Genomic DNA, 13,433 nt, shown 5'->3' with positions numbered 1-13,433 from the left:
AATAGCTCACCGAGATTTCTGCAACTCACAAGCCGCTCTTTTATCCCTGGAGTGCGACATGCGTACAGAAGCCGAGATTCAGCGAACCGCCAAGGAATTGGCGGGCATGCTGGGCCAATTCAGTGGCAAGGGAGATAACTTTCGCTACGGACTGTTGATCGGCAAGGTGATGGCGCTGGCCTGGTCGCTGGGCGAGCCGGCGGATATGACTCGCCACTACGATCTGGAAGAGTGGATCAACGAACAACGCAGCAAGCGCGGGGTGGCTCCGGTGGCGATGACCGTGGCGAAGATCATGACCGTGCGGGAGCTTTTGGCCCTGATTAAATCCGACCACGCACTCCGGCAAGATATGAAGCTCGTCTTGGGGCCGACGTGGGAACAGCAACTTGACCGGCAGATACGCGTTGAATTCCCAGCCAACCGCCAGGGCAAGTATCGCGAAGCGACGATGCGATGGGACGATGTGTTGGATTAGAAATCAATGCACTGCTGGGCAAGTCAGCCTGTGGTACACTATTCACTATCAAGCTCTGAAAAACATAAAAATGCTCTGGCGATTGGCTAGAATCCTCGGATTTGTGAGAGACCAGCGGCGAATTGCTTGACAATCCCGGCCTCGGCAGCCAAAATCGTCGGGAAATACATGATAGAGAGACTCAGTCTCAATTCGCCAACCGCAGTTTGTAATCCCACCTGGAGATGCCTAATGTCGATCCGTAAATCACTCACACTGCTATGCGCCTTGGCATTCGCCTGCGAGGCAGGTGCCGCCTGGGCGGTGACGAATTTCACAGAAACATTCAACACCAACGCCAGTGGTTGGCTCGCCGGTACGAACAGTGCCCCGACTTACAACGCCACCGGGGGTGTCGGCGACTCGGGTTACATTTCTTACACTTCAACGTTCACTTCCGGGGCATCGGGTCCCATGGGCTCTCCAGCGTTGCAGATCCTCATGCGGGGCAACAATTCTGCAAATGCCAGTGGCGATGCTTTTGTCGGCAACTGGATTACTAGTGGCGTTGATTCCCTCAGCGTCTCCATTCGTCACAACTACACCACACCGTTGACCTTCTATGCACGGCTGAATGCTTCGGCAGGTGCGGCAGCCAGTTCGGCCCCAAGTCCCTCCTACACCGTCGCTCCCAACACTTGGACTAAGGTGACGCTGCCAATCGCAAACAGCAACCCACCGTTTTTGTCATATGGCGCTGGCACGTTCAATAGTGTGTTTTCGAACATTAATGATCTACAAATTGGTCTCTACGTGCCCCCAACCACGAACTTCACCAATCTTAAATTCGATCTCGATAACGTCTCCGTAAGCATTCCCGAACCTGCATCGTTCGGATTGGTTAGCCTCGCGCTCGGATCGTTTTTGACCTTGCGTCAGCGGCGTCGTTCGGCGAACTAATCAACGCACCCTCAGTCTATTGATCAGCGGCTGGCACTGTGGCAGTGCCAGCCGCTGTTTTTTTGGGAGCTTGATGAATTCGCTTGATTCACTCCTGTTCGTCCGACAATAAAACTGCGGCAAATGGCTGATTTGGCGAAGCTAGCATTGCGATCGAAAGCGGCTAGTTTTTCTCGCGGCCCGATCTGGTTGAAGCCGTCGCAACGGTACCGCCGAAATGAATGATGTGGGCAAATGCAAACATTTCGCCCCGGCTCGTCCTTGCCGTCTATTCACGGTCGATTGTGCTTAGTCTCTTCCTACGTACCGCTTTCGCGCTGCTCGTCGGCCTGCAGGTCAATTGGAGCCGTGCGCAAAATGAGTTGCCGCAGCCGCTGCCTTTGCCGGCGATCGACGAAGCCGTTGTGCCAGCAATCGATGCATGCTCATCGCCGTCTGAGATTGCCGTGGCTGCTTACAACCAAAGCTCTGGGAACTCAGGGATCGCCTTCGGGCAATCTCCGGTCGCGACTCAATTTCAAACTCAGGCTTTCGACGATTTCACGGCCACGCGACTCAATAACAACTTTACGGCTGATCCCGTATTTGATCGCGGACTGGTGATCTATGGTTCGGACGTGGCGCTGAAGATCGGCGGTTATGTCAAAGCGGATCTCATTCACGACTTTGATCCGATTGGGTCCAAAGATTTTTTCGACACGACGACCATTCCGGTGGATGTCGTGCCATATCAAAACACGCGCTTTCATGCGCGGCAATCGCGATTGAGTTTCGACACACGATGGCGGATCGATGGTGAAATCGCGCGGGCTTACATTGAAGGGGACTTCTTTGGAGGCGCTCCTAACGAAAACGACCCTAGTGGTAGTAACTCCCAGAGCAACGATGATTTTCGACTCCGGCAGGCGTATGGCCAATTCGGGCGATTTACGGCGGGACAGACCTGGACAACATTCACCGATCCCTCGGCTGTGCCACAGACGATTGACTTCGAAGGTGCTGTTTCAAACGTCAATCGTCGCCAAGGATTGGTGCGCTGGGATCAACCCCTCGTGGATGACTTTTTGTTTTGGGCCGTTGCCGTTGAAAATCCGGACATCATGATTGAAGCGCCCTCGGCGGTGACGGGAATGGGCCGCACGGAATCGCCCGATTTTATTACGCGTCTCAGACTGACTCCTGACTGGGGCGAATTTCAAAGCGCGTTTGTGCTGCGTGAGCTCGGTTTTCAGCCAACCAATCAACCGGTGATTACCGAGGAAGCGTGGGGCTTCAACTTCACGGGCTCGTTCCTTTTGCTTGAGGATACGAAAGCCTACTATCAAATCACATTCGGCGAAGGGATCGGCAGCTACCGGGGTTCTCCCGACGTCGTGGCCACGGGACCCGACACGGCCGCTATTCTGCCGATGTTCGGCTGGATGATCGGCATGCACCACGAATGGAATGATTCGTGGACTTCCAATCTTACCTTTAGCGAGCTACGGCTTGATGATGTACCGGGCCAAGCCCCCGACAACTTGGAAGCCACGACCTATCTGGCGATCAATTTGATCGCGAATCCTTATGAACGCGTCTTCTGTGGGATTGAATACCTGTACGGCGTTCGCGAGGACGTAAGTGGCGACAGCGGCAGTGCGAATCGGCTGCAAATCGCCTTTGGCTTTTTCTTGCCGTGAGAGAGTAATGCCATTGTTGCTTGCCGATGGGGCAGGCAATGCTTCACTCATTCCTCATACCACACCCCCAGCCAAACCGTCGGCTCCTCGGACGTGGTCCATTCCACACTGTGTTTCTTGTGTGCCGGGATGTTTACAAAATCGCCCGGCTTCAATTCCAAGGTCTGATCTTCAAAGTGTAAACGGGCATAACCTTGTAAGAGCAGCACCCATTCGTGCTCGGGTTGGTCATACCAAAATCCCTCGGGTGAGGCGTGGCCTTGGGAAACAATCCGTTCGATGCGCACGTGCTGCGATTTAGCGAGTGTCGTAAGCAGTTCCTCAGGGAGATCGGTGGGGATCCCGGAATAGATGTTATCGATGCATTTCATGAGGCGCTCGATTCTTGGTTCGCACTAACAATATTTTCCGCAGCGGTACGAAGAGATTGTAGCCTTTCCCTGGACGACTTAACGTGCCGGAAACTGCTTCCAGAAAAACCCTCCGGTAGCCCCTCCTGGCATGACGAGAGAGGGCTATTTTTGCCATCTTTGATTTTTTAGCGGTCCCTTTGTTAATTATCCAGGCACTAATTATGTGGACAGACTGTTCATGGATTCGCGGCAGCGGAATCCGCCGCGACGGACCGATTAACTTAGACTTTAGAAAGTCACTATGAGCCGCCTGAGTATGGTTTTATGTGTGCTGTTGATCATCCATTCGTTAAGAGTCTGGGCTGTTGGCGATACGACTTTTGAGCGCCCTTCTGAACAGCCTGTTGTCGTTGGCCAAGAGTTCTCCTTGCCCTCGCGCGTTTTGGGCGAGAAACAAGAAGTCATGATTTATGTGCCGCCGCAGTCAGAGAATCGGAGTCACCATTGCCCTGTGATTTACGTTCTGGATGGTGAATACACGTTTCTACATACGGTAAGTGCCACGCAATTTCTGGCCGCCCAGGGCAATATGCCTCCCGCGATCGTCGTCGGTGTGAACAGCAACAATCGCCTGCGGGATTTCACGCCTGCCTTGTCAACGCCTGACGAGGAATTCAAAGTCTCGGGGGGCGCAGAACGCTATCTGCAGTACTTGCACGAGGAGCTGATTCCCTATGTCAATCAGCACTATCCTGTGGCCTCGTTCCGAGTGCTCGTGGGGCACTCCTTAGGTGGGCTCTTCGCTACACATGCGCTGATCAATCGACCTGAATTGTTCCAAGGGATCGTTACGCTCGAACCCGCGCTGTGGTGGGATGATCGAGTTATGGTTGACCGCGTGGAACATTTTTTTCAAAGAAAGCCGCTGCATCCACCGCGCTTGATCATGGTCGAAGGAAACAGCGTCGAAGGCTGGAAGAATGATTGGCCGAGGATTTCCCCAAAGTTGTCGGCTAGCTTGCAGTGGGAATTGCTCTCCATTCCTAATGAAAGCCATGAAGGCATGGCTTTCCGCGGGCGCTTTGAGGCGCTCAAAGCTTTATTTAAGGATTACATACCTCAAATGCGGCACGATGCGAGCCGAGCTTCGTTAAAGGCCCTCGAGGAGCAATATCGTGAACTGTCGAACGACTATGGCTTTGACGTGACGATCCCTGAATTCGCTTTGTTGGAAGTCGCTCAGCGCGCGGCCAATCGCGAAGACTATCAAGCCAGCGTGGCAACCTTGGAACGCGCTGCGGAGCTTTATCCTGCTTCCGATGAAGTTCTCCATCAGTTGGAACGAATGCGAGTGAAGGCGGCGACCGCTCCGCCGGTGAGCGAAAGGCGAGCAAGTTCTTTTGCCGCCGTGGACGCACTGTCACCTTTTGTCGGTCGTTGGGAAGGAACGCTCAAAACGGATCCCGGCGTTCCAAGTGACATTGTTGTGGTGCTTCAAATCGTCGATAGTCAACTGCAGGGCCACATGATCGCCCGCGGACTTGCCGCCGATGGTGGCGATTTCCGTATGGAGATCACGGGAACGCGACTGCTGGGGGATCAACTCGAATGGGATCGGCCCGACAACAATGGGGGGACACATATTCATGTGGCCCGTCTCAACGACTTCAATATGCTTGCTGGAGAAGTCTTTCTGAAAGGGGGCGGCCTGTTGCCGCGAGGCTTCGTCCCGCCTAAGGTCACGTTCTCGCTGCGCAAGGCCAAAGCGCCAGTCAATTGAACCCGCCGCGTTGCCCAAGCACATTTTGCTGAGTGTCCAGGACTCCGGTCACGTGACGCACCCTTGCCGAGGCGGTAAGGCCGAAGGCCAGTTCGCTTGTCACGAATTTTCCTGGAATTGGGCAGATTTCATTACGCTTCAGCCTTGTTGTAGCGATCATTCGGGTTTTGCGCACAGGGCAAAATCGTTGCTGAAAGTTGAGTTGGCGAGCATACTGAAGTGATATTGCCAACGAGATTGAGGCACCTTCTCCATGGCGGCGATCTTCCCGGAACAAGTACTTCGCGATCCAACTTATGAGATTCTCCAAGCGCAAGCAGCCCTCTTCCCAATTCGGTAAAAAGCGACTCTCTCATCCCGAGCAACTGGAACAGCGGCTCGCCATGGCGGCCGAATCGGTGGGAAATCCGTTTCTGGTCAACGACTTGTTGATCCGCAATCAAACCACCGAGAACTCCGCCCAAGCCGTGGCGGTGAGCAGCGCGAACAAGATTATCGTCTTTGAAGGTCACAGCGCCTCGGACGACGATGGCGTGTATGCAGAGATCTTTAATCCGTCGGGCACGACCACGTTGGCGACGTTCCGCGTGAATACCACCACGGACGGCAAACAGCATTCGGCGGCGGTGGCGGTCGGAGCATCGGGCGATTTTATTGTGACCTGGGCTGGCCGCGGAATTGGCGATCGCGAAGGCATTTTCTTTCAGCGTTATACGGCAACTGGCACGGCCGTCGGTGGCGAAACGCGGGTGAACACCACCGTCGGAGGCGTTCAAGAAACGCCGATGGTGGCGATTGCCGCGGACGGTTCGTTCACTATTGCGTGGGCTGGCGTAGGCACGGGCGACGTGTCTGGCGTCTTCATGCGGCGCTATAGCTCGGCCGGTGTCGCGGCGGCTAGCGAAGTTCGCATCAACACAACAACCACAAGTGACCAGATCACCCCTGATATTGCTTATGACGCAAACGGCAACTTGGTGGCTGCTTGGGCGAGCCGTAATCAAGATGGCAGCGATTGGGGCGTGTACGTGCAACGCTACAATTCGTCAGGAGTTGCGCAAGGCACAGCTTTCGCCGCGAATTCCACGACCAACAACAGTCAGACCAATCCCGACGTGGCCATCGATCCCACGGGCGGATTTCTTGTGGGTTGGCAAAGTTTCAATCAAGACGCGTCGGGCTGGGGAATCGTGGCCCGACGTTTCACTGCCGCAGGTGCCACCGATGGTACCGAGTTCGTGATGAATAATGTCACGGCAGGTCACCAAACTAATGTCAGCGTGGCATTTGGCAGCGACGGCAGTCTGCTTTCCACTTGGACCAGTGCCGGCACGAACGGGGCAGGGTGGGAAATTCTGGCACGATCCTACACAGCAGCAGGCACCGCTGATGGCAATAGCTTTACAGTAAACACGGGCACAACGGGTGCTAATTCTGGACATCAACAATATTCGTTCATCGCCGCTAACGCGATGGATTCGCTGATCGTTTGGTCGGGTAACGGAGCCACGGACCGTGACGGCGTTTATGCCCAGCGGTACGATCTCGATGACGATGAGCAAGAAGCTCCGAACATCACACCTATCACCGACAAAACGGCCACAGTGGGCACTCAGTTGGAGATTACTGTGACAGCCACGGATCCCGACGGCGACACGCTGACCTTTACTTTGGATCCGGACAATGCACCCGCCGGGGCAACGATTACCAAAACGAGTGACACCACGGCGGTCATTCGTTGGACTCCAAGTGTGGAAGATGAAGACGAGACGGTCACTTTCCGGGTCATAGTCACCGATGACGGTGAACCGACGATGACCGATACCGAGGAATTTGAAGTCACGGTTGCCGAAGCCGGTTTAACCATCGACCTCAACGGTTCCGATGATCTGGGTAATAACAATGCGGCGTCATTCGTGCCAGGAGGTGGCGAAGTCATCATCGTTGATGATGATCTTTCGATATTTTCGCCAAACAACGGGACGATCACATCGGCCAGTGCTCAACTGGCTGCCGCACCGGATGGCACGAGGGAATATCTGCACATCGATACGCTCGACACCAATCTAGTCCCCCTTTACCGGAGTTCTACACGAACCCTTACGCTCACGGGAAATGATACGGCCGAAAATTATGCCCGTGTGTTGCGCACACTGCGTTACAACAACGTCGCCGAGGGAGCTTCGGGATCGCGTACAGTTTCGATCAGCGTGACTGTGGGTTCAACTGTCAGCAACGTGGCAACCGCATCGGTTGAAATCGCGGCGCCGAACCTCGTGGCGTTCGCCCAAGCACTCACCGCCGCGGGGGCCAAATTCTATGGCGCGGCTTGGTCAGCCGATACGACCGAACAGCGCGAATTATTTCAGGACGGTGGACAGTATTTGCCCTTCGTGGAAGTGACGAATGCCAACCGCACCCCCAATCAAACGGCCACTGACAACAACATCACGACCTATCCCACATGGGTCTTTGCCGATGGTTCACGCTTAGTGGGCGTTCAAACATTGGAGGAATTGTCGGAACATACGGGGATCGATATTTCGGTCTCGACGCAGCCATTCCTGGCGACGATCCCAAGTTCGACGCTGCTAATCGGTTCGCCACTGTTTATTCCGCTCGATGGGTATGATCCCAACGGCGGAACGCTCACTTACAGCGTGACGACCAACAATCCGGGCGTGACGGCAACATTGCAAACCGGCAATCGCTCGGCTCGGATCAATGTGGCCGGTTATGGCGATATGGTTTTTGAATTGTTTGAAGACAAAGCCTCGCGCGCCACCGAGCGAATGATCGAGCTAGCTGAAGATGATTTCTACAAAGACATCATCTTCCACCGCATTATTAATAACTTTGTCATTCAAGGGGGTGACCCCACCGGTACGGGCAGCGGCGGTTCCACGCTCGGAGATTTCGATGATCAGTATCATCCGGATCTGCAGCATAATCGTACGGGCCTGCTGTCGATGGCCAAAAGTGACGACGATACGAACGATTCACAATTTTTTATCACCGAAGGGGCTCAACGCACCCTTGATTTTGATCACACGATTCTTGGTCTGATGGTTGAGGGCGAATCCGTCCGTGATGCCATCAGCAATACGGCTACCTCCGGCAATCCGAACAACAAACCGCTTACTGACATTGTGATGGAAGGCATCGATATCTTTACGGACGAAGAAAACGCGGTGGTGATGCTCAAGGCAGCCCCTGGAACCACCGGCCCAGTGACGGTTACCGTGACCGTCACTGATCAAAACGGCAATTCGTTCCAGCGCGAGTTTCAGGTGACCGTGGCGAACGACACCGTTAATAATGAGCCGTATTTGGGCACCATTACGAGTCCCATCACGGCCACTCGCAACACGGTTGCCCAAGTGCAACTCACTTCGACCGACGTGGAGGGAGATGCCGTATTTTACACCGCCCAGAAAGTTAGCAGCGGCGACTACACCTTCACGGTCAGCGAAACGGGTCTGGTAAGGATCACTCCTCCCACGGATTTCGTCGGCACGATTCAAATTCGCGTGGGCGTGGGTGATACCGCCAATAGTCCGGATGACACACAGCTGATTAGCGTGCAATTCGTCTAATTCACCGCACATTAAATGCTTTCCAGGATGGGGCTCTGTGCTCGAAGTGCGCGAAACTTTGCATTTTTCCTAACCGGAAAAATCTTCTTAAACGGCTGTTTCAAACACCCCCTATCTGGGCTACAATCCCCACTAGCCAGGACTGGTATGAAATAGCCTTGGCCATTCGCAGCTTCTTTACATAACGCGCAACTTCAGAATTTAGGGATTAATTCATGGGCCGTTTATCTTTGTGGGATCGCATTACGTCGTTTTCAAGCAAGAAAAGTCAGTCTCGTCTCCTCTACGGTTCAAGGCGGCCGCTCATGGAAATGCTGGAAGCTCGCCATATGCTGACGGTGAGTTTCCCAGGCAATTTTTCTCCACCTGATCTCGACCTCTCTGAAGTCGACGCCCAAACCGTGACTGCCGGTCAACTGCTCACCCTCAATCTCATTACCGCTGGTGCCACGGTCGAAGACCTCGACGACGAAGGCGCGCCCACCGGCGACACAATCCTGTATTATCTGGATCCCGACGTAGGAACTGATACACCCACCGGCGCTGCGCTCACAACTGCAGGTGTGTTCACCTGGACACCCACCGCGGCGCAAATCGGCACGCATCGGATTATCGTGATCGCTGTCGACGAGGGCACTCCTGCGCTCGCCGATGCGGAAGTCTTTATCGTCAACGTCATCGCCACCACGCCCGCCGCCGTTGTGGACCTTAACGGTGCCGACGCCGGAACAGGCTTCAGTTCGACGTTTGTCGAAGACGGTGGAGCAAAAGCCATTGTCGACACCGATCTCACGGTGACCGATGCCGACGACACGAATCTCGAATCGGCCACAATTACGCTCACCAATCGCCCCGACGGTGAAGACGAATCGCTCGCCGTGACCGTAACTGGCACGCCGATTACGCAAAGTTACAATGCCACAACGGGCGTATTGACGCTTAGCGGCACAGCAACAGTTGCCCAATATCAGCAAGTGCTGCGAACCCTGACTTACAACAACATCTCACAAGCGCCGGATACCACCACGCGCACTGTGAATGTCGTGGTCAATGACGGAACCTCAAATAGCACTCCCGCAATAGCCACAATCACGATTCAAGGAGCGAATGACGCTCCAAGTGTAGACCTCAACGGTGGAGATTCGGGAACAGGCTTTACCGCGACATATACCGAAGATGCCCCCGATGCGGTCGCGATTGTTGGTGCAAATGCTACGATCGGCGACGTCGACAGCGCGAATCTTGCCTCCGCGACCATCACCATCACCGGGCCTCTCGATGGCAGCAACGAATTGTTAGCTGTCGTGACGACTGGCACAAACATCACCGCGAATTACGTGGCGGCGACCGGTATCCTGACACTCAGCGGCAATGACACTCTCACCAACTACCAACAAGTGCTGCGCACGCTCAAATACTCAAGCACGTCCCAGAACCCATCGGCAACTCGAACCATTCTGGTTGTCGTCAATGACGGCTCGAACAATAGCACGGCACGCACTTCGACCGTCACGATTACTGCCTCGAACGACGCTCCTAATATCGCGGAAATTACCGACAAGACTGCCACCGTGGGCGTTCCCTTCCAAGTGATTGTTACGGCCACGGATCCGGAGAACGACAACCTCACTTATCAACTCGACGGTGACGATCCCGAAGCAAACATGCCCGCCTCGGCCATAATCACCAAGAACAACAATAATGAGGCCGTTATTACTTGGACACCTAGCGCTGCCGACGGCCCTGGCCCCTTTAATTTCGTAGTCTTGGTGACCGACGACGATGGTACTGCGCTGAGCGACAGTGAAGAATTTTCCGTCACGATCGTTACCGCCGCTCCGGTGGTGGACCTCAATGGTGCAGAAACTGGAACCGGCTTCACAGCGTCGTTTACCGAAGGACAAACGTCTCCTGCTGTCATTGTCGCCGCGGCCGGATTAACTGTGACCGATACCGATAGTGCCAACCTCGCATCCGCGACGGTCACAATTACAAACCTGCAGGATGGCGATGCCGAAATTCTCGCTGTAAATACAACGGGCACGCCAATTACTGCTAACTACAATGCCGCAACTGGTGTTCTGTCGTTGACAGGTTCAGCAACATTGGCGAATTACCAACAAGTCTTGCGGACGTTAACTTATAACAATACGTCGCAAGACCCGACTGAAGTGAATCGCAGTATCACATTCGTAGTCAATGATGGAGCGAATAGCAGCACTGCCGCAACAGCAACCGTGAGCGTCACCGGGGTCAATGATGGCGTCGGCTTGGCTCTGCCAGCTCCATATGATAATTCGCCCGTCGAAATCACTCTCGGCGACGACATCGAGTTTACAGCAATCATCACTGATCCAGACAATACTCTCGCAGAAATCACTGTTTATCTTGATTCTGACAATCTTCCCTCGGGCTCGGTTGGACCTACGATTGACGGAGCTGGATTGTTTCAGTGGACGCCTGACACAATTGGTACTTTTACAATTACGATTATTGCAATTGACTCGCCTTCAACAGCCAACACTCAATCCTTCACAATCATTGTGAAAGAGCCTGTTAATCCCGCAGTGGTAGGAACTCTTGAAAGTCTCGACGCAGCGTTTGCGAGCCTGATTTGAGCGTGCGGTCATTTGCCGGCAAACTCAATTTAACTGGATTTCCTTGCGTAGCTTGCCGATGATACCAGTGGGCGTGATATCCCTGGGAAAATCACACTGCGCCCGCTTTTCTTCATCGATTTCCAGAAATTGAGGCCGGCAATGGACTGCAAACGGGCCCTCCGTCCCTTTGGTCAATGGCTGCTAGCAGCCGTCGTTTTGTTTGCTTGTGATAGCACCTGGCTGCACGCGAAATCCGCAGGCCGTCAGGTCTATAATCCCACTACGCAACAGATGGAACCCGAGGTGCGCACGCGCCGACTGGCGACTTGGACTCCCGAAGATCGGCAGCCCAAGCAGCGCACTCAATCATCAGCGCAGCCCAACAAAAAAGCTGCGCAGGTAGCCGAGCAACCCACCGAAGAAGAATTCTACGAAGAAGATTTTGATACGATTACCCAAGCTTCGTATGAAACTTCTTCAGAGAGTGAACCCTATTACGAAGCAGGCTCGAAATTCGATTCGTGTGACAGCGGTGGTTGTATTGGTTGCGGCGATACTTGCTGTAACGATCCTTGTTGCGGCGATATCTGTTGCGGCAACAACATGAGCTTTTCGCCGGGTCAGCATGTTTACGTCGGCTTTGAGGCAGTGATCGTCAAGCCGCGCTTTGAAAATAATGAAGCGTTCACGACGATGACCAGCGACGGCACGACGTTCGATACCTTCAGCCAGACCGATTTCGATTACGACATGGAAGTCGCGCCGCGAGTATTCCTCGGCTGGGAACGCAACGACGGCATTGGCCTGCGGGCGACGTGGTGGCAGTTTGATTACGCTGCTGCGGGCACGAGCGCCAATCCCCCCGCGAACGGCTTCGGCGAGATTATCAGTCCGTTCCCCGAACTCGACATCACCACGAATATTCCCACCGATACTTATCGCGCGCAAAGCGACCTCGACGCTTACGCAATCGATTTGGAAGCAACTCGACAGGCTTCGTTGGGTTGTTGGCAGTTCGGCTTGGGAGGTGGCATTCGCTATGCTTTCACCGAGCAAACTTATCAGGCTGAAATTCGCGAGACAGGCAACGTCTTGCGCGATGCCATCAACTTCCGGCACTCACTGGAAGGAATAGGTCCCACGATTTCGTTCGAAGCTTATCGCCCTTGGACGCCGCAAATTGGCTCGTTCGTCAAAGCACGTGGCTCGCTGCTGTTTGGCGACGGTTCGAGCAATCTGACCGCAGGCGAAGACCTCGACGTGGCGAACTCGTTCATCACGCGGAATATCACTGAGCGCGACGATGTGTTTAGCATCGGCGAAATTCAGCTCGGCGTGCGCTGGCATGCTCAGCAATACCGTGGCCGTGTGCTGACGCCGTTCGTCACCACGGCTATGGAAGGCCAACTGTGGCAAGGGGCCGGCAACGCCACGAGCGAAGAAGGCAACCTGGGCTTCTTTGGAATGAACGTTGGCACGGGGTTTATTTGGTAAGAGCGGGTACGCCGGGTGGTCACTGCACATGCTCGGTACTTTCCAATTCCAAACCCGCCCAGTCGGTATCTTTGGGAATCGGCAACAGATAAGGCCAGATACGATCTAGTGTGCGTAGGCCGATGCCATCGACGCGGTCGAGGTCATCCAGATCGAGAAATGGCCCGCGCTGCTGCCGATCGGCAATGATTTTCTGCGCTAATGTTTCTCCCAAGCCGGGGAGTTGAACCATCTCGGGCCAATCGGCGCGGTTGATGTCGACCAGATACTTGGCGTGCAGTGGCCGAGCGCGATCGATCTCGATCAACCGTCCCCGATGCCCACCCAGATAGAGCCAATAGCACGCCAGCAGCAACAATCCGCTCGAAGTAAGTGCTAAAAGCGTTTTGTGCTGGCTTTCCTTGATCCAAGGCCCATGCGCCGTCGAGGACTCATTCGCTGGCGAACGCTTCTTCGGCATAAGGGGATTTCTCGGATTGCTGCATGAGGGCTGACTGACTCAAATATAGCAGAT

At 54.4% G+C, this 13,433-nt stretch carries 9 protein-coding genes; 7 read left to right on the top strand and 2 right to left on the bottom strand.

Annotated elements, in window-relative coordinates; genetic code table 11:
* Positions 1-58: 58 nt before the first annotated feature.
* The 3 genes from SH678x_RS08245 (at position 59) to SH678x_RS08235 (ending at position 3,096) form a co-directional block, all read left to right on the top strand.
* Positions 59-478 carry a hypothetical protein gene (locus tag SH678x_RS08245; RefSeq protein ID WP_496922420.1) on the top strand — a complete coding sequence of 140 codons (420 nt, stop codon included), beginning with the start codon at positions 59-61 and terminating at the stop codon, positions 476-478.
* A 231-nt stretch (positions 479-709) separates the two neighbouring features.
* Positions 710-1,417, top strand: a complete 708-nt coding sequence (locus SH678x_RS08240) for a PEP-CTERM sorting domain-containing protein (RefSeq protein ID WP_496922419.1) — start codon at positions 710-712, stop codon at positions 1,415-1,417.
* A 221-nt stretch (positions 1,418-1,638) separates the two neighbouring features.
* Positions 1,639-3,096, top strand: coding sequence for a DcaP family trimeric outer membrane transporter (locus SH678x_RS08235; RefSeq protein WP_496922418.1), 1,458 nt, complete (start codon positions 1,639-1,641; stop codon positions 3,094-3,096).
* A 47-nt stretch (positions 3,097-3,143) separates the two neighbouring features.
* On the opposite strand, the gene SH678x_RS08230 is transcribed toward SH678x_RS08235, so the two are convergent.
* Positions 3,144-3,467: a cupin domain-containing protein gene (locus tag SH678x_RS08230; protein WP_496922417.1), complete on the bottom strand. Its 324-nt coding sequence runs from the start codon at positions 3,465-3,467 to the stop codon at positions 3,144-3,146.
* Between the two features lie 283 nt (positions 3,468-3,750).
* Between SH678x_RS08230 and SH678x_RS08225 the strand changes: the two genes are divergently transcribed.
* The 4 genes from SH678x_RS08225 (at position 3,751) to SH678x_RS08210 (ending at position 12,919) form a co-directional block, all read left to right on the top strand.
* The gene (locus SH678x_RS08225; RefSeq protein WP_496922416.1) at positions 3,751-5,229 is read left to right on the top strand and encodes an alpha/beta hydrolase-fold protein; all 1,479 of its coding nucleotides are present in this window, start codon (positions 3,751-3,753) and stop codon (positions 5,227-5,229) included.
* Between the two features lie 296 nt (positions 5,230-5,525).
* Positions 5,526-8,825: a peptidylprolyl isomerase gene (locus SH678x_RS08220; RefSeq protein WP_496922415.1), complete on the top strand. Its 3,300-nt coding sequence runs from the start codon at positions 5,526-5,528 to the stop codon at positions 8,823-8,825.
* 215 nt (positions 8,826-9,040) lie between these two features.
* Entirely contained in the window at positions 9,041-11,443 is a 2,403-nt protein-coding gene (locus SH678x_RS08215) for a beta strand repeat-containing protein (RefSeq protein ID WP_496922414.1), read from the top strand.
* A gap of 141 nt (positions 11,444-11,584) precedes the next feature.
* Complete coding sequence (locus tag SH678x_RS08210) at positions 11,585-12,919, top strand: Lpg1974 family pore-forming outer membrane protein (protein WP_496922413.1); 1,335 nt, start codon at positions 11,585-11,587, stop codon at positions 12,917-12,919.
* Positions 12,920-12,938: 19 nt separating this feature from the next.
* Here the strand turns inward: SH678x_RS08210 and SH678x_RS08205 are convergent, their stop codons facing one another.
* The gene (locus SH678x_RS08205; protein WP_496922412.1) at positions 12,939-13,379 is read right to left on the bottom strand and encodes a ComEA family DNA-binding protein; all 441 of its coding nucleotides are present in this window, start codon (positions 13,377-13,379) and stop codon (positions 12,939-12,941) included.
* Between the last annotated feature and the right edge of the window lie 54 nt (positions 13,380-13,433).

The sequence above is a fragment of the Bythopirellula superficialaquae genome, assembly GCF_059632245.1.
Note: the sequence above shows the minus strand (reverse complement) of the source record. Positions and strands in the feature narration are given on the sequence as shown.

Bases quoted from the DNA above. Each gene is read 5' to 3' on its own strand.
- SH678x_RS08205 (WP_496922412.1), bottom strand. From the start codon at position 13,379: ATGCCGAAGAAGCGTTCGCCAGCGAATGAGTCCTCGACGGCGCATGGG.
- SH678x_RS08220 (WP_496922415.1), top strand. From the start codon at position 5,526: ATGAGATTCTCCAAGCGCAAGCAGCCCTCTTCCCAATTCGGTAAAAAG.
- SH678x_RS08230 (WP_496922417.1), bottom strand. From the start codon at position 3,467: ATGAAATGCATCGATAACATCTATTCCGGGATCCCCACCGATCTCCCT.
- SH678x_RS08245 (WP_496922420.1), top strand. From the start codon at position 59: ATGCGTACAGAAGCCGAGATTCAGCGAACCGCCAAGGAATTGGCGGGC.
- SH678x_RS08240 (WP_496922419.1), top strand. From the start codon at position 710: ATGTCGATCCGTAAATCACTCACACTGCTATGCGCCTTGGCATTCGCC.
- SH678x_RS08210 (WP_496922413.1), top strand. From the start codon at position 11,585: ATGGACTGCAAACGGGCCCTCCGTCCCTTTGGTCAATGGCTGCTAGCA.
- SH678x_RS08215 (WP_496922414.1), top strand. From the start codon at position 9,041: ATGGGCCGTTTATCTTTGTGGGATCGCATTACGTCGTTTTCAAGCAAG.
- SH678x_RS08235 (WP_496922418.1), top strand. From the start codon at position 1,639: ATGATGTGGGCAAATGCAAACATTTCGCCCCGGCTCGTCCTTGCCGTC.
- SH678x_RS08225 (WP_496922416.1), top strand. From the start codon at position 3,751: ATGAGCCGCCTGAGTATGGTTTTATGTGTGCTGTTGATCATCCATTCG.